Source organism: Mesorhizobium sp. ESP6-5, assembly GCF_020164695.1.
Taxonomy (GTDB): Bacteria; Pseudomonadota; Alphaproteobacteria; order Rhizobiales; family Rhizobiaceae; genus Mesorhizobium; species Mesorhizobium australicum.
On sequence record NZ_JAIUGR010000002.1, the window covers coordinates 181078 to 197380 of the forward strand.

A 16303-nucleotide genomic window follows, 5' to 3' on the forward strand; every position below is an offset into this window, starting at 1 on the left:
TTCTCTCCCATTTCCTCTTGATGGCGCGCCGATGGCGCAGATTCAGCCGAACGCTTGCAGCGCGGCCTCGAGCTCCGGATGCGTGGCGGCGTAGTCGCGCGCGGGAATGCCTGCCGCGGCGGCTTCGAAAGCATCGTGCAGACTTTGAACGCCGGCGGCCGGACCGCCGGGATGCGCCATGATCCCGCCGCCGCAGCAATAGATGAAATCGTTCGTGCCGAGCCTTCCATAGGTCTCGCCCGCCTGCACCGCGGTCTGTCCGGACGAAAACACCGGCATCACCGTATCGGGCCGATCGGCCCGGCCGAACATCGGAGTGAGGCAGGCGTGGGCGGATGCCATCACCGAATCGTCGGGCTCGCAGAACTTGTTGGACAGCCCGTTGACGTGCATGTGGTCGATGCCGGCCAGGCGCCAGAATTTCTGGTAGGCGAGATAGCTCATGCCGACATCAGGAGAACGGCTGAAGAGACCCCAGCCCGCCCGATGGCCGTGCAGCGCGACGGCGGAATGCCGGCGCATCTTGACGACACCCGACAGGCCGACGGAATTGAGGACAAGCATGGCGCAGGTGCCGCCACGGCGCTCGATCAGGTCAAGCTGGCGGCGCATGGCGTCGATGTCGCCGGAAATGTTGGCCGCGTACATGACCTTGCGCCCGGTCCTGTCGGCGTGCCGGTCGATGACAGCCATGACCGCCTCGAACCGCTGTTCGAACGGCGAATGCGGGGGATCTCCCATCAGTTCGTCGTCCTTGATGAAGTCGAGGCCGGCTGAGATCAGCGTATCGGCCAGGGTCGCGGTCTCCCGCGGCGTAAGGCCGATGCTCGGTTTGACGATGGTGCCGATCAGCGGCCGTCCCGTGACACCGGTCAGACGACGCGTGCCTTCGACAGCGAAAGCCGGCCCCGGATAGGCATCAGCGAAGACATCGGGAAAGCTGACGTCGAGCAGACGCATGGCCGAGAAATGATGCAGCTCGAACAGATTGCCGAGCACCGTCGACCAGACCGAAGCCAGCACGGTGCCCATGTTCTCGATGTTCCAGGAAAGACCCACCTTGGCCCGGCGCGGCCTGACGGCCGCCGCATCTCCGGGCGCGCGCGAAAACGGCAACGCCTCGCCATCGACCTCGCCAAGATCCTCGATGAATTCGACGCGCGCGCCAAATCTGAGCAGCAGTTCCGGCGTCTCCCCAGGGATCGGACGGAATGTCCCGCTCGATTGCTCACCCGCCATCGCGGCCGCGGCGACCTCCATGGGATAGCGGGTTTCGATCAGGTAGGTGGCGTTAAGACGACCGGTCAATGCAGGCTTCCCGGCTGGAATGAACTTCATAACGGGAGCGATAGCATCAAAAAGACATCATGTCATCACATGAGTTTTCCCGGTCAAAAAATTTGCGACTGTCAGTCCCCGCCGTCGTTGCCCGCCAGTTTCGAATAGAGTTCGTTGGCGCGGCCTATATGGTCCGCCATGGCGGCGCTGGCGCCTTCGGCGTCGCCGCTGGCGATCGCCTTGTAGATGCGTTCGTGTTCCTCGACCGTCAGACGCTCGGCGCCTTTCACGGCCACGAGATCGCGCTTGAAGCGCGACAGCCATTCGAGCATGCCCTTGGCCACGGCCGCGATCATCGAATTGCCGCTCATTTCCGCTATGACGGCGTGGAATTCCATGTCGGCGGTTACGAACCGAGCCTGGTCGCCCTTCGCCTCGCGTAGGTGGCGCAAGGTCCCGGCAAGCCGTTCCAGGCTCTTGGCCGTGGCGCGTCGCGTGGCGATCCGAACCAGGCCCGTTTCCAGCAAGAGCCTGACTTCTTTGAGTTCTTCGAGGCCGCGCGAATTCGTCGCCAGCATCATGACCATTGCCGCGGAGACCTGATCGACGATCACCTCCGGCGTCGGGTTGATGACGCGCGCCCGTTCGCCGTGCGATATCCGGATGAGCCCCATCTGCTGCAGCGTCAGCATCGCTTCCCGGATCGACGGCCGCCCGACGCCGATCATCGTCATCAGTTCCTTTTCCGACGGCAATTGGGAACCGGGCGGAAATTCGGATGTCGAGATCGACGCCATCAGCCGATCGAGCACCTCGACATACAACTTCTTCTTCTGGACCGGTTCCATCCGCATCTCTCCTGATCGTTTCCCGGGGGCAATCGATCCCGAGTCGCACCAACAGGCAAGGTCCCCGCTAATAATTGACATTACATATATGATGACCTAGCGTCCAGTGTGGCCAGTCTCAATGCGGCGCGTGACGGCAAACATAGTGTCGGCACGGCCCGACTGGCCAGGGATGAGACGGAGAACCCGGCGGGCGCGTTGCTCCCGTGGACGCAGTCAAATGAGGTTCCGAGTGACTTGCCTATTTGGTATGCTGGTATAACATGTAGCTGGTATGGTGTCCTTCGGAAGAGACACCTTTACGGAGTGACAGACGAGCCGATCAGGTCGGCCGATTTTTGGGAGGAGAGATCATGAAGTTTTCAATTGTGGCGGCGCTTGCCGGCGCCGCGCTGGCCAGTGCTTCTGTTTTGCCGGCGATCGCATCGTCGGACAAACCGGTGATCGCGCTCGCCAACGCCTATTACGGCAACACCTGGCGCCACCAGATGGTGGAGGCGTTCGAGGCCTCGGCCAAGGAAGCCAAGGCAGGTGGCCAGATCGCCGATTACATCATCATGAACGGTGACGGCTCGGTGGCGCAGCAGAACAGCCAGATCGCCGAGCTGATCCTCAAGAAGGTCGATGTGCTCGCCGTCGACGCCGCCTCGGAGACCGCGGTCAACGGCATCATCGAAAAGGCCTGCAAGGCCGGCATCATCGTCGTTTCCTTCGATTCGGTTGCTTCGGCGCCCTGCAACTACCAGCTCAACTTCGACTTCAAGGGCTACAAGGCGGCCCAGGCCGAAGCCGTCTTCAAGATGATCGGCGGCAAGGGCAACGTCATCCAGGTGCGCGGCGTGAAGGGCTCTGCGCCCGACAACGACATGTTCAACGCGCAGCAGTCGGTGCTGGCGAAATATCCCGACATCAAGGTTGTTGCCACCGTCTACGGCCAGGCGACCGCCTCGGTCGCGCAGGCGGCGATCGCCAACGTCCTGCCCTCGCTGCCACATGTCGACGCCGTGCTCGGCCAGGGCGGCAGCGACGATGTCGGCATCGCCCAGGCCTTCGTCCAGTATGGCGGCGATTATGCCGGCAAGATGCCGATCATCGAAGGCGGCGGCGGCACCGACTTCGTCAAATGGTGGGCCGAAGAGAATGCCAAGAACGGCTACCAGACCGTCTCGATGAACACCACGCCGGGCATTGGCGGCGCCGCGTTCTGGCTCGGCCTTTCGTTGCTCAAGGGCGGCAAGGCACCGAAGCTGATGATCATGCCGGTGGCGACGGTCGATGCCAGCAATCTCAAGGAGTATGCGAAGCTGCCGGGCGGCCAGATCATCAGCCCTACCTATTCGCTCGACTGGGTCAAGCAGAACCTGCTCAGCAAGTAAGGCTGCCATTGCCAGGGACCGGGCGCGCCAAACGGCCGCGCCCGGTCCCTGCCCGTAAGAAACGGAGGACGAATGTCCCATCTCGCCGTAACCGATCCGGAGGGTGCAGCCGCTACGGTGCCCGACACCAGGCCAAACGTCGTCTCGCTGTCGCGGATCACCAAGAGCTTCGGGCCGACGCTGGCGAATGCGCAAATCGACCTCGCCGTCTCGGCCGGCGAAATCATCGGCCTGGTCGGTGGCAACGGCGCCGGCAAATCGACACTGATGCGCATCCTGTGCGGGGCGACGTCACCGACCCTCGGCTCGATTTCGTTCACCGGCCAGGATGTGGGCTTCGCCGACTACGACACGGCGGAGGCGCAAAGGCGCGGCATCCGCATGGTGCATCAGGAACTGTCGCTGTGCGCCAACCTTTCCGTGGCCGAGAACTTCTTCCTGGAGACGCCAGGCGACGCAGGCAACCGGCCGGGCTGGCGCGCGCTCTATCGAGCCCGCGCCCGGGCGGCGCTGGACGCCGTCTTTCCCGCCAACGGCATCGATGTGAACGCCGAAGTCGGCCATCTCTCCATCGCCGAGCGGCAGATGGTCGAGATCGCGCGCGCCGCCGCCACGCCGGGTGTCAAGCTGATCGTGCTCGACGAGCCGACCTCCTCGCTCGACCTCGACCGCTCGAGGCAGTTGCGGGCCTTCATCCGCGAACGAGCCAAATCCGGCCTTGCCTTCATCTTCATCAGCCACAAGCTGCAGGAAATCATCGACATCGCCACGCAGGTGATGGTGCTGCGCAACGGGCGCACCGCCTGGCGCGGCGATGTCGCCGGCACTTCGATTGGCCAACTTGTGCAGCTCATGGGCGGCGACGCCAATTCGATCCACCAGCACAGCGCGACTGCCGCCAGCAGCGGCGAGGCGCTGGTCAAACTGTCCGGCTTCCTGACTGCCGGGCTCGGCCGCGACATCGAGATCGGCCGCGGCGAGATCATCGGACTGGCAGGGCTCGAGGGCAGCGGACAGAAGGAGTTGCTGCACGCCATTTTCGAGCCGGATTCCGCCAGAGGGGCCGCGGTGACCCGGAGCGGCGATGCCGGTTTCATTGCCGGCGACCGCCAGAAGGAAGGCGTGTTCCCGCTGTGGAGCGTGCTTGGAAACATCAGCATTGGCAGCCTTGCCCGCCGTCCGGCACTGGGGCTGGTTTCGCAGCGTGCCAACCGCGAGGCGGCGGCCGAAGCGGCCGGCCGGCTGCGGCTCGACGACAAGCGCTTCGGCTCCAACATCCTCGAACTCAGCGGCGGCAACCAGCAGAAGGCGCTGGTTGCCCGGGCGCTCGTCGCCGACACGCCGATCCTGCTGCTCGACGATCCGACGCGCGGCGTCGATATCGCCACCAAGCAGGACTTCTACAGGCTCTGCAACGAGATCGCGCGCAGCGGGCGCACGCTGGTGTGGCACACCACCGAAGATGCCGAACTCTTGGCCTGCGACCGCGTGCTGGTGTTTTCCGGCGGCCGCATCGTCAAGGAATTGGCCGGCGAGGCGATCACGGAATCAGCCATCGTTGGAGCGTCCTTTGCCCAGCAGGCGGACAAAGCCATCGGCGCCGGTCGCAGCGGCTCTGCCGGCGCCGGGCTTGCCCGCCGGCTGGTGAACGCGGCTCCCTTCATCGGCCTCGCCGCCGTGCTGGCGGTGATGATCTCGGCCAACCCGGCGGTCGCTTCGATCTTCGGGCTCGACCTGCTCCTGATGCCGGCGCTGTCGCTGGTGCTAGTGACGGCGGCGCAGATGTTCATCGTCGGCGGCAGCGAGATCGATCTCGGCGTCGGCGCCTTTGCCGGCCTGGTCAGCGTGCTTTCCGCCACGCTGCTCTACGATCAGCCATGGCTCGGCGCGCTGGCGCTGGTGGCGGCGGTCGCCGCCTATGCCGGGCTTGGCGGCCTGATCCAGGCACGCAAGATCCCAGCCATCGTCGTCACGCTTGGCGCCTCTTTCATCTGGATGGGACTGGGCTACGCGCTGCAGCCGACGCCGGGCGGCGCCAGCCCCGAATGGCTGTCGGCGATGTTCAGCTGGTCACTGGGTTTCCTGCCCACCTCCATCATCTTAATCGCCGCGGTCGCGCTGGTGGTGCTGGTGATCGACCGGCTGCCGCTCGGCGTGGTGCTGCGCGGCTTCGGCAACAATCCGACCGCCATGATCCGCTCCGGCTGGTCGCCGACGCGCTATGCGCTGGTGCGCTACCTCGTCGCCGGACTGTTCGCGGCTGCCGCCGGCCTGTCGCTGACCGCGATCAACACGGCAAGCGATATCAATTCCGGCAATTCGTTCACGCTGCTCAGCGTCGCCGCCGTGGTGATGGGCGGCTGCTCGCTGCTGGGCGGCGTCATCTCGCCGGTCGGCGCCGTCGCCGGGGCGGTCACGCTGGCCTTGATCGGCGCCTTGCTCGGCACGCTGAACGTGAGCAGCGACTTCAACGCGGCAACGCAAGGGCTGATCCTCATCGCCCTGCTGACGCTGCGCAGCCTGACCGCCGACCGCAGGAGCGAACAATGAACGGCCTCGCCGCCTTCAGCCTGTGGGCGCAGAAGAACCGCTGGGTCTGGTCGGCGATCGGCGTGCTCGTGCTTTGGCTGGTGCTGTCCATCGTCACCAACCGGTTCAGCCTCTCCAGCCTGTCGGGCATCATTCTATCGGCGTCGTTCCTGACCGTTGTCGGCATAGGCCAGATGTTCGTCGTCACCACCGGGCGCGGCAATATCGACCTTTCGGTGGCGTCGGTGATCACGCTCAGCGCCTTCGTGGCGCTGCTCACCATCAAGGGCCAGGATGCCAACCTCGCCATCGGCGTGGGTGCGGCGATCCTGCTCGGCCTTGCGGTCGGCGGCTTGAACTCGCTGCTCGTCGTCGGGCTGAACATACCAGCCATCATCGCCACGCTGGCGACGGGTTATGTGCTGGCGACGGCAACGCTGCTGTCGAACCGCGCCATATCGGGTTTCGCCGTCAGCCCGCTCTTGAAGACGCTGGCGACGGGCCGCGTCTCCGGCGTGCCGATCATGGCCGTCATCGCCATTGTCGGCGTGGCCGCGACCGCGTTCGTGCTGCGCTACACGGTGTTCGGACAGTTGCTGTCGGCGGTCGGCCAGAATCGCACCGCCGCGCGACTGGCGGCGATCCGCAACAACCGGATCATCGCGTCGGCGTTCATCATCTCGGCGGTGCTGGCTTCGCTCAACGGGCTGCTGCTCGGCGCTTATATAGGCGGCGCCTTCCTCGAAATGGGCCAGCCCTATCTCCTGCAGTCGATCGCTGCGGTGGTTCTGGGCGGGACGCTGATCTTCGGCGGCTCGGCCAGCGCCGTCGGCACGCTGTTCGCCAGCATCCTTTTGATCCTCATCGTCACCACCATGCAGATCGTCGGCCTGCCGCCAGGTGCGCAGGACATCGTGCAAGGCATCGTCGTCATCTTCGTTCTGGCGCTGGCCGGCCGCCAGGTGCTGTCGAGGCGAGCCGCCGTCGACCGCGCAGGCGACGACGGCACGCTGAAATCCGAGTGATGATTTCTCTTGCCAAGCTGTGGTAGAGTGATCATACCAGTAGATAAGGTGACGATCGGCAATGCCGGCGTCCGCGACCAAGGAGCAAGGGCTAGATGACGACGATTGCGCTGTTCGGTGCCGGTGGCAAAATGGGCTACCGCCTTTCGACCAATTTCCGCGGTTCGCCCTATACAATCCGCCATGTCGAGGTCAGCGAGGCCGGGCGCGAGCGGCTGAAGACCGGACTGGGCTTCGACACGGTCAGCGCCGACGAGGCGCTGGAAGGCGCCGACGTGGTGATCCTGGCCGTGCCGGACACCCATATCGGCAAGGTCGCGGCCGGCATCGAGAGCAAGCTTGCGCCGGGCACGATGGTCATCGTGCTCGATGCCGCCGCACCGTTTGCCGGCCATCTGCCTAATCGTCCCGACCTGACCTACTTCGTCACCCATCCCTGTCATCCGCCGATCTTCAACGACGAGACCGACATGGCGGCCAAGAAGGATTATTTCGGCGGCGTCAAGGCCAAGCAGCACATGGTCAGCGCACTGATGCAGGGACCGGAGGCCGACTACGCCAAGGGGGAGGCTATCGCCAAGATCATCTGGGCGCCGGTAATGCGCTCGCACCGCGTTTCCGTCGAACAGATGGCGCTGCTCGAGCCGGGACTTTCGGAAACGGTGTGCGCCTCGCTGCTGGTCGTCATGAAGGAAGCGGTCGACGAGGTGGTGGCGCGCGGCGTCGACCAGCAGGCGGCACTCGACTTCCTGCTTGGCCACATGAACGTGCTCGGCGCCGTCATCTTCGGCGAAACCAAGGGGGTGTTCTCGGATGCCTGCAACAAGGCGATCGAGTTTGGCAAGCCGGTGCTGATGCGCGACGACTGGAAGCGCGTCTTCGAGCCCGAAGAGATCGCGGCCAGCATCCAGCGGATCACTTGAGCGTCTCTAGGTACAGATCTGCCTTAGGTACAGATCACCTGAATTTGTGGTTGACTCATCATACCAGTTAGCTAAGCTAATGTTCGCTCGGATCACGCTTCGCCGGGAGTTCGATGCTGAGACGGGTGGAGGATGGGGGAATAGGAACTTGCCTTGGCGGAGCTGGTGGGCTTGAGCCCGGGCGTTCCGCAACCTTCACACGCTGACGAATTCAAACACAGACAAGTGGCTCGAACGATCGAGACACAGGCTTTTCAAACGGGAGGACTTCATGAAACTGACACGCAGAATGACGCTTGCCGCCTTCGCCGGCGTGCTGGCGCTCGGCACGGCGATGCCCGCCTACGCGGCGGACCTCATCGCCATCATCACCCCATCGCACGACAATCCGTTCTTCAAGGCGGAAGCCGTCGGCGCCGAGGCCAAGGCCAAGGAACTCGGCTACGAGGCGCTGGTGCTGGTGCATGACGACGACGCCAACAAGCAGTCCGAGCTGATCGATACCGCGATCGGCCGCGGCGCCAAGGCGATCATCCTCGACAATGCCGGCGCCGACGCGACCGTCGCCGCCGTGCAGAAGGCCAAGGACGCCGGCATTCCCTCCTTCCTGATCGATCGCGAGATCAACGCCACAGGCGTTGCCGTGGCGCAGATCGTCTCCAACAACTACCAGGGCGCCCAGCTCGGCGCGCAGGAGTTCGTCAAGCTGATGGGCGAAAAGGGTAATTTCGTCGAGCTGGTCGGCAAGGAATCCGACACCAATGCCGGCATCCGCTCCAAGGGCTACCATGACGTCATCGACGATTATCCGGACCTGAAAATGGTCGCGCAGCAATCGGCCAACTGGAGCCAGACCGAGGCCTATTCCAAGATGGAATCGATCCTGCAGGCCAACCCCGACATCAAGGGCGTCATCTCCGGCAACGACACGATGGCGATGGGCGCCTATGCGGCGCTCGCGGCGGCGAACCGCAAGGATGTCATCGTCGTCGGCTTCGACGGTTCGAACGACGTGCGCGATTCCATCACCTCGGGCGGCATCAAGGCGACGGTGCTGCAGCCGGCCTACGCCCAGGCGCAGATGGCGGTCGAACAGGCCAACGACTTCATCAAGAACAAGAAGTCGCCCGAGAAGGAAAAGCAGCTGATGGACTGCGTGCTCATCAATGGCGACAATGCCGCCAAGCTGGAAACCTTCGCGCTGAAGAACTGAGCCGGCACGATATAATTGCGAGGGGCGGACACGCGTTCGCCCCTCAGTGCTTTATTTTGATGCAATTCCGGACGGGAAACCGTTTCACAGTTTTCCTGGAATTGCTCTAATTTCACGTTCCGGGTGCTTTTGACCGCCATGCCGAAGACATTGACCTGGCTAACCCCTTTTAGTTGGCTGACGCTTGTCGCGCTCGCGGGCCTTGGCCTCGGCGGTTGCAAAATCCTGCCGACGCCGGTGGCGCAGAGTGAAAACAGCGCGTCTGCCTTTAACCCGGACAAGATGGTCGAGGACATCTGGACCCCGAAGGTCATCCCCTACCTCAGGCAGAAGGCTGGGCCGTTCGCCGAGGTCCATGCCTTGGCGAAAACCGATCCGGCGGCGGCCGGCGCCAAATACGGCAATCCAAGAAAGCAGGCGAATTCGCCATGGACCTTCGCGGTCCGCGTCGAGGGCAAGATCGTCGCCGCCAACACGCAGTCGCGCGCGGCAACGATGGATGTCGACGTGGACGGCGACGACAAGGCCGATGCGCGCGTCCAGATCGGGCCGGCGATACGCGGCACTGCACTTAGAGACAGCCTCGATTTCGTCCAGTTCAACGACTTCACCAATCAGATCGACTTCGCCCAGTTCGGCAAGGCCTTCAACGCCTATGCCGGTAAGACCGTGCTGTCCAAACTGCCGCGCGAGGCGCTTGAAGGCCGCACCGCCAAGGTGATCGGCGCCTATACGATCGAAGGCGGCCAAGACCTGCCGCTGGTGACTCCGGCGGAGGCCGAGATCGGACCGAAGCCATGAGCCCCGCTCACGAGGTTATCCTGAAGCTGGAGGACGTCTCGAAGGTTTATGCCGGCACGGTCGCGGTCAAGCAGGCGAACTTCGAGGTGCACAAGGGGGCCGTCAACGTGCTGGTCGGCGAAAACGGCGCCGGCAAGTCGACGCTGATGAAGATCATCGCCGGCGTCGAGCAGCCGACCCTCGGCCGTATCCTGCTCGAAGGCGAAGAGGTTTCCTTCTCCTCGTCGGGAGACGCGGTCGCGCGCGGCATCGGCATGGTGTTCCAGGAGTTGAACCTGTTCGGCAACATGACCGTCGCCGAGAACATCTTCGCCACACGCGAGATCTCCAACCGCCTGGGCAAGATCGATCGCAAGGCACAGGAAAAACGGGCGGGCGAATTCCTCGACCGGCTAGAAGCCGGGATCCGGCCCGAGATGCTGGTCGAGGACTTGCGCATCGGCCAGCAGCAGCTGGTCGAGATCGCCAAGGCGGTTTCGCTCGACGCCAAGATCCTGATCATGGATGAGCCGACCTCGGCGCTGAGTGCTACGGAAGTCGAAATCCTGTTCAAGGTGATCGCCGACCTCAAGGCGCGCGGCGTCGCCATCGTCTACATCTCGCACCGGCTGGAAGAACTGATCCGCATCGGCGACACCGTCACCGTGCTGCGCGACGGCCGCATCACCGGCCAGGAGGAAATGAAGAACGTCGACACGCAGTGGATCGTGCGGCAGATGATCGGCTCGGATGCCAAGGATTTCGCCAAGGCCGACGGCCACCAGCCAGGCGAGGAAATCTTTCGCGCCGAGGAGATCTGCCTGCCGCGCGTCACCGGCGGGCTGGCGGTCGACCATGTCTCGCTGTCGCTGCGCGCCGGCGAAATCCTCGGCATATACGGGCTGATGGGCGCCGGGCGCAGCGAATTGTTCGACTGCATCATGGGCCGTCACGGCCATGCCAGCGGCCAGATCTTCATCGCCGGAAGGCAAGTGAAGGAGCGCGACACGACGCGCCGTATCCAGCGCGGGCTTGCACTGATCCCCGAGGACCGCCAGCGCGAAGGGCTGGTGTCGATCCTCTCGGTGGCCAGCAACCTGACGCTGGCGAGCCTGTCGCGTTTCGTGCGCCTGTTCCATATCCGCGGCGGCGCCGAGCGGCAGGCGGTGATGCAGATGGTGCGGGAACTCGCAATCAAGGTAGCCGACCCGGCGCAGGAAGTCTCGTCGCTGTCGGGCGGCAACCAGCAGAAGGTGGTGATCGGCAAGGCGCTGCTCACCGGACCGAAAGTGCTTCTGATGGACGAGCCCAGCCGTGGCATCGATGTCGGCGCCAAGGCCGATGTCTTCCGCACCATGCGCAAGCTTTCGCGCGACGGGCTGGGCATCCTGTTCGCCACCTCCGACCTCGACGAGGTGATGGCGTTGTCCGACCGCATCGCGGTGATGAGCAATGGCAGATTGACCGGCATGTTCGACCGCGCCGAAGCGACGGAGGCGGCGATCGTCGCCGCGTCGGCGCTGGGCCACGGACCGGCCGCACATGGGGAGCAACGCTGATGACTGACATTCCGGCCAAGGCGACCGCTCCTTCCGCCTCCGGCGGCTCCGCGTTGCTGACACTGATGAAGCTCAGGACCTTTATCGCGCTGATCGCGGTCCTGGTGTTCTTCTCGATCGCCGCGCCGAACTTCCTGTCTGCGGCGAACCTGATCCTGATGGCCAAGCACGTGGCGCTCAACGCCTTCCTGGCCATGGGCATGACCTTCGTCATCATCACCGGCGGCATTGATCTTTCGGTCGGCTCGATCGTCGGCCTGTGCGGCATGGTGGCCGGCTATCTCGTGCTCAACGGCATCGACCTGCAGATCGGCTACACCATCTATTTCAACGTCGTCGAGATCGCCCTGATCACGCTTCTGGTCGGCATAGCGATCGGCGCCGTCAACGGGCTGCTGATCACCAGGCTCAACGTCGCACCCTTCATCGCCACGCTCGGCGTGCTCTATGTCGCGCGCGGTTTCGCGCTGCTGTCCTCCGACGGCCGCACCTTCCCCAACCTGGTCGGCAAGCCGGAACTCGGCACCACCGGCTTCGGCTTCCTCGGCGCCGGCCGGCTGCTCGGCCTGCCGGTGTCGATCTGGATTCTGATCGTGGTGGCCCTGGGGGCTGCCTATCTCGCGCGCTACACCCCGCTCGGCCGGCACATCTTCGCCGTCGGCGGCAATGAGCGGGCGGCGCGGATCTCGGGCGTGCGCGTCAACATGGTCAAGATGTTCGTCTACATGTTCTCCGGCTTCTGCGCGGCGATCGTCGGCCTGATCATCTCCTCGGAGCTGATGGCCTCGCATCCGGCGACGGGCGAGAGCTTCGAATTGAACGCCATCGCCGCGGCGGTGCTCGGCGGCACCTCGATGTCGGGCGGGCGCGGCACGATCGGCGGCACCATAGTCGGCGCCTTCGTCATCGGCATCCTGTCGGACGGGTTGGTGATGATGGGCGTAAGTTCGTTCTGGCAGATGGTGATCAAGGGGCTGGTCATCATCGTCGCCGTCGTCGTCGACCAGGCGCAGCGCCGGCTGCAGCAGCGCGTCACCCTGATGCAGATGGCCAAGGCGGGTTGAGCATGGCGAGCTTAAGTGGAGCGCTGATCGGCTGCGGCTTCTTCGCCGTCAACCAGATGCATGCCTGGCACGACATAGAGGGCGCTTCGATCGTCGCTATCTGCGACCGCGATCCCGAGCGGCTCAAGATAGTCGGCGACCAGTTCGGCGTGACGCGGCGCTACACCGACGCGGCGGAACTTTTCACCGCCGAGACGCTCGACTTCGTCGACATTGCCACCACGGTCGGCAGCCATCGGCCGCTGGTCGAGATGGCGGCCGCGCACGGCGTTCCCGTGATCTGCCAGAAACCATTCGCGCCAACGCTTGGCGATGCCAAGGCGATGGTGAAGGCTTGCGCGGATGCCGGCGTGCCGCTGATGGTGCATGAGAATTTTCGCTGGCAATCGCCGATCCAGGCGGTGCGCGCGGTGCTCGACAGCGGCGAGATCGGCACGCCCTTCTTCGGACGCATCTCCTTCCGCTCCGGCTATGACGTGTTTTCCGGCCAGCCCTATCTCGCGACGGGCAAGCGCTTCATCATCGAGGACCTCGGCATCCACATCCTCGATATCGCCCGCTTCCTGCTCGGCGATGTGTCGAGCCTGACCGCGCGGACCAAACGCATCAACCCGGCCATCGCCGGCGAGGATGTCGCCACGATCCTCATGGACCACGCTGGCGGCGCCACCTCGGTGGTCGATTGCAGTTATGCGACCAAGCTTGCCGTGGAGCCTTTCCCGGAGACGCTCATCGAACTCGACGGCAGCGACGGCACGATCCGGCTGGCGCAAGGCTATCGGCTGACCGTCACCGGCAAGAGCGGAACCAAGGTGAGCGACGTCTCGCCGCCGCTGCTGCCCTGGGCCTCGCGACCGTGGCACAACATCCAGGAAAGCGTTGCCGCCATCCAGCGGCACTGGGTCGACTGCCTTGCATCAGGCCAGGAACCGGCGACGTCAGGCGCGGACAATCTGAGGACATTCGCCCTGGTCGAGGCTGCCTATGCGGGTGCCGCCAGCCGAGAACCGGTGCAGATCGACGCGCTGCTCAGATGACGGCGGACGCTTTCCAGCTCTACGGCACGCGCGCGGCCGAGCCCAAGCCGGTCACGCTGCGTGCGGGCGCATTGAGCGCGGAACTGGTCAACGGCAATTTGCGCACCATCCGCCACGGCGGCACCGAAGTGCTGCGCGCCATCGCCTATATCGTGCGCGACCGCGACTGGGGCACCTATGAGCCCGACCTGACGGACCTGACCATCGACCAGAAGGACGACCGTTTCTCCGTCGGCTACGCGGCAAGCTGCCTCAGTCCGGACGGCAGCCGGCTCGGCTTCCACGCGACGATCGAAGGGTCCGCCGACGGCAGGCTGGTCTTCGATGTGACCGTGCTCCCCGAGAGCGATTTCGAAACCAACCGCTGCGGCTTCTGCATCCTGCACCCGATCGCCGGCCTCGCCGGCAGCCCGGTGACGGTCGAGCACACCGACGGCAGCGTGGTCGAGACGGAATTCCCCGATCTGATCGACCCGTGGCAGCCGTTCAAGGATTTGCGCGCCATCACGCATCAGGTCCGGCCCGGCGTTGTCGCGCAATGCCGGATGGAAGGCGACGCATTCGAGATGGAGGACCAGCGCAACTGGTCCGACGCCTCGTACAAAACCTATGTGCGGCCGCTGGCGCTGCCATGGCCCTATGTGCTGCCGGCCGGGCAGGCGCTGCGCCAGACGATCAGCCTGCGCATCACCGGCGATGCCAATGTGCCTGCCTCGGCGGCGCCGGCCGAACCGGTCCGCGTCGAGCTCGGGCAAGCCGGCGCGAAGCTGCCCGATATCGGCATCGTGGTCTATCCCGAGGAGATCGAGGCGGCACTTGCCGACCTGCCGTTGCTGCGAGGGCTCGGTCCCCGGCAACTGCTTTTCCACTTCGACCCGACGCGTGGTCACGGCCTCGAGGCGCTGCGCGCCCATGCCCGGCTGGCGGCCGCCTATCCTGTTTCGACGACGCTGGAGTGCGTGGTCGCTTGTGCCGGCGATCTGGACGCCGAACTTTCCGAGATCGCCGACACGGTGCGCCGGGCAGGCCTGCGGCTCGACGCCATCGCGGTGTCGCCTGCGGTCGACCGGCAATCGACGCCGCCGGGCAGTGCCTGGCCGGCATGCCCACCGCTCGAGGACGTCTACGCGGCCGCCCGCCGGGGCTTTCCCGGCCTCCGCCTCGGCGGCGGCATGTTCAGCTATTTCACCGAACTCAACCGCAAGCGTGTTCCAGCCGGCCAGCTCGATTTCATCACCCACTGCACCAATCCGATCGTGCACGCCGCCGACGATCTCAGCGTGATGCAATCGCTGGAGGCGCTGCCCTTCATCACCCGGTCCACGCGGGCGATCTTCGGGACAAAACCGTACCGGATCGGACCATCGACGATTGCCATGCGCCAGAACCCTTATGGCGGCGCGACCAAGGACAATCCTCAGGGACAGCGCATCGCCATGGCGAACCGCGACCCGCGCCACGCCGCGCAGTTCGCCGCCGCATGGACGATCGGCTATGCCGCGCGGGTCGCGCCGGCGGGACTGGAGATGCTGACTCTGTCCAGTTTCGCCGGACCGTTCGGCGTGGTCGCGGGATCGGGCGAATCCGCCGCAGAGGGATCGCCGCGGCCGATTTTCCAGGCCATTGAAGGGCTTTGTGAGTTGGCCGGGCTGACGCATGTTTCCGCCACGACGAGCGACGAGACGCGGGTGCTGGCGCTGGCCGGCCGCTCCGCGTCGGGCGAGACCGTCGTCTGGCTGGCGAACCTGACACCGAACGACATGCGGGTCGACGCTTCCGCGCTTGGCCAGGGCGATCTCGTGATGTCTCCCTATGCGATTACCAGGATCGGCTACTTCTCGGAATTCATCACATAGAGCGCACGCGAGCGCTCGAGGTGCTTGATCATCGCCTTCTCGGCGCCGTCGGCATCCCCGTGCTCGATGCGGTCGATGATCTCTTCGTGCTCGGTCAGCGTGTATTTTTCCTTGCCGGTCCAGATCAGCATTTCGGTGTGGTATTCCTTCAGCCAGCCCAGCGTGGCTTCGCTGACGGCGACATAGATCGGATTGCCTGAAATGGACGCGATCTGGGTATGGAATTTCATGTCGGCGGAGATGAAGGCTTCGGAATCGCCGCGCGCGGCGCGCTGCTCGGCCACGGTCGCCTTCAGCAATTGCACATCCTCTGATTTGGCCCTTTCCGCGGCTTCCCTGACCATGCCGCGCTCGAAGAAGATGCGCGCGGTCTTCAGGTGCTCCAGCGTGTCCCGGGACGAGGACAGGATGATCTTGGCCGCACCGTCGACCTGCTTGATGATCGACTTGGCGGTGAGTTGCAGCACCTTGGCGCGCTCGCCATGCGAGATGGCGACCAACCCCATATTGCTCAGCGCCTGCATGGCCTCGCGGATCGCCGGCCGGCCGACCTCGAAGCGCTCCATCAACTCGCGTTCGGACGGCATGTCGTCGCCCGGCTGCAGTTCGCCGCTGGTGATCAGCCGCTTCAGTCTTGCAAAGACTTCGTCGGAAAGTTTGCGCCGGACGATCGGCTCCGAACGGTTCATCGTGACGAATCACTCCCTGGCCCGGTTCCTGTTTAGCATTCCCGGCAGGATTACCGGAATGCCCGCGCCTGGAGCGGGTTCGCTCCAGCTTTGCCGCAGCCCACCGCTCTTGTCGAGGCGCGGATA

Annotated in this window: 13 protein-coding genes; 10 read left to right on the forward strand and 3 right to left on the reverse strand. The window is 64.6% G+C overall.

Features of this window, described 5'->3' with window-relative positions; translation table 11 throughout:
• Window positions 1-42: 42 nt before the first annotated feature.
• Window positions 43-1338, reverse strand: coding sequence for a ribulose-bisphosphate carboxylase large subunit family protein (locus LB524_RS03295; RefSeq protein WP_224523637.1), 1296 nt, complete (start codon window positions 1336-1338; stop codon window positions 43-45).
• Between the two features lie 71 nt (window positions 1339-1409).
• Window positions 1410-2126 carry a transcriptional regulator NanR gene (gene nanR, locus LB524_RS03300; protein ID WP_263486471.1) on the reverse strand — a complete coding sequence of 239 codons (717 nt, stop codon included), beginning with the start codon at window positions 2124-2126 and terminating at the stop codon, window positions 1410-1412.
• Between the two features lie 353 nt (window positions 2127-2479).
• On the opposite strand from nanR, the gene LB524_RS03305 reads away from it, so the two are divergent.
• The 10 genes from LB524_RS03305 (at window position 2480) to LB524_RS03350 (ending at window position 15488) form a co-directional block, all read left to right on the forward strand.
• Window positions 2480-3502 (forward strand): ABC transporter substrate-binding protein, encoded by a 1023-nt coding sequence (locus tag LB524_RS03305; RefSeq protein ID WP_140617391.1) that lies wholly within the window; start codon window positions 2480-2482, stop codon window positions 3500-3502.
• A gap of 72 nt (window positions 3503-3574) precedes the next feature.
• A complete protein-coding gene (locus tag LB524_RS03310) occupies window positions 3575-6052 on the forward strand; it encodes an ATP-binding cassette domain-containing protein (RefSeq protein WP_140617392.1) in 2478 nt (825 codons plus the stop codon).
• Complete coding sequence (locus tag LB524_RS03315) at window positions 6049-7056, forward strand: ABC transporter permease (RefSeq protein WP_140617393.1); 1008 nt, start codon at window positions 6049-6051, stop codon at window positions 7054-7056. The genes LB524_RS03310 and LB524_RS03315 overlap by 4 nt, the downstream gene beginning before the upstream one ends.
• 95 nt (window positions 7057-7151) lie before the next feature.
• Window positions 7152-7979 (forward strand): phosphogluconate dehydrogenase C-terminal domain-containing protein, encoded by an 828-nt coding sequence (locus LB524_RS03320; protein WP_015318942.1) that lies wholly within the window; start codon window positions 7152-7154, stop codon window positions 7977-7979.
• A 271-nt stretch (window positions 7980-8250) separates the two neighbouring features.
• Window positions 8251-9192, forward strand: coding sequence for a D-ribose ABC transporter substrate-binding protein (locus LB524_RS03325; RefSeq protein WP_015318943.1), 942 nt, complete (start codon window positions 8251-8253; stop codon window positions 9190-9192).
• Between the two features lie 138 nt (window positions 9193-9330).
• Window positions 9331-9993 carry a DUF2291 family protein gene (locus LB524_RS03330; protein ID WP_224523644.1) on the forward strand — a complete coding sequence of 221 codons (663 nt, stop codon included), beginning with the start codon at window positions 9331-9333 and terminating at the stop codon, window positions 9991-9993.
• Window positions 9990-11531, forward strand: coding sequence for a sugar ABC transporter ATP-binding protein (locus tag LB524_RS03335; protein ID WP_224523647.1), 1542 nt, complete (start codon window positions 9990-9992; stop codon window positions 11529-11531). The genes LB524_RS03330 and LB524_RS03335 overlap by 4 nt, the downstream gene beginning before the upstream one ends.
• Window positions 11531-12595: an ABC transporter permease gene (locus tag LB524_RS03340; RefSeq protein ID WP_140661496.1), complete on the forward strand. Its 1065-nt coding sequence runs from the start codon at window positions 11531-11533 to the stop codon at window positions 12593-12595. Before LB524_RS03335 ends, LB524_RS03340 begins: the two co-directional genes overlap by 1 nt.
• A gap of 2 nt (window positions 12596-12597) precedes the next feature.
• Window positions 12598-13632, forward strand: coding sequence for a Gfo/Idh/MocA family protein (locus LB524_RS03345; protein WP_224523650.1), 1035 nt, complete (start codon window positions 12598-12600; stop codon window positions 13630-13632).
• Window positions 13629-15488, forward strand: a complete 1860-nt coding sequence (locus LB524_RS03350) for a hypothetical protein (protein WP_224523652.1) — start codon at window positions 13629-13631, stop codon at window positions 15486-15488. Before LB524_RS03345 ends, LB524_RS03350 begins: the two co-directional genes overlap by 4 nt.
• On the opposite strand, the gene LB524_RS03355 is transcribed toward LB524_RS03350, so the two are convergent.
• Window positions 15464-16177, reverse strand: a complete 714-nt coding sequence (locus tag LB524_RS03355) for a transcriptional regulator NanR (RefSeq protein ID WP_140617398.1) — start codon at window positions 16175-16177, stop codon at window positions 15464-15466. The genes LB524_RS03350 and LB524_RS03355 overlap by 25 nt on opposite strands.
• Window positions 16178-16303: the final 126 nt, after the last annotated feature.

What these genes read in the sequence shown, in the direction of transcription:
- LB524_RS03295 (WP_224523637.1), bottom strand. Translation starts at nt 1,338, where the DNA reads ATGAAGTTCATTCCAGCCGGGAAGCCTGCATTGACCGGTCGTCTTAAC.
- nanR (WP_263486471.1), bottom strand. Translation starts at nt 2,126, where the DNA reads ATGGAACCGGTCCAGAAGAAGAAGTTGTATGTCGAGGTGCTCGATCGG.
- LB524_RS03305 (WP_140617391.1), top strand. Translation starts at nt 2,480, where the DNA reads ATGAAGTTTTCAATTGTGGCGGCGCTTGCCGGCGCCGCGCTGGCCAGT.
- LB524_RS03310 (WP_140617392.1), top strand. Translation starts at nt 3,575, where the DNA reads ATGTCCCATCTCGCCGTAACCGATCCGGAGGGTGCAGCCGCTACGGTG.
- LB524_RS03315 (WP_140617393.1), top strand. Translation starts at nt 6,049, where the DNA reads ATGAACGGCCTCGCCGCCTTCAGCCTGTGGGCGCAGAAGAACCGCTGG.
- LB524_RS03320 (WP_015318942.1), top strand. Translation starts at nt 7,152, where the DNA reads ATGACGACGATTGCGCTGTTCGGTGCCGGTGGCAAAATGGGCTACCGC.
- LB524_RS03325 (WP_015318943.1), top strand. Translation starts at nt 8,251, where the DNA reads ATGAAACTGACACGCAGAATGACGCTTGCCGCCTTCGCCGGCGTGCTG.
- LB524_RS03330 (WP_224523644.1), top strand. Translation starts at nt 9,331, where the DNA reads ATGCCGAAGACATTGACCTGGCTAACCCCTTTTAGTTGGCTGACGCTT.
- LB524_RS03335 (WP_224523647.1), top strand. Translation starts at nt 9,990, where the DNA reads ATGAGCCCCGCTCACGAGGTTATCCTGAAGCTGGAGGACGTCTCGAAG.
- LB524_RS03340 (WP_140661496.1), top strand. Translation starts at nt 11,531, where the DNA reads ATGACTGACATTCCGGCCAAGGCGACCGCTCCTTCCGCCTCCGGCGGC.
- LB524_RS03345 (WP_224523650.1), top strand. Translation starts at nt 12,598, where the DNA reads ATGGCGAGCTTAAGTGGAGCGCTGATCGGCTGCGGCTTCTTCGCCGTC.
- LB524_RS03350 (WP_224523652.1), top strand. Translation starts at nt 13,629, where the DNA reads ATGACGGCGGACGCTTTCCAGCTCTACGGCACGCGCGCGGCCGAGCCC.
- LB524_RS03355 (WP_140617398.1), bottom strand. Translation starts at nt 16,177, where the DNA reads ATGAACCGTTCGGAGCCGATCGTCCGGCGCAAACTTTCCGACGAAGTC.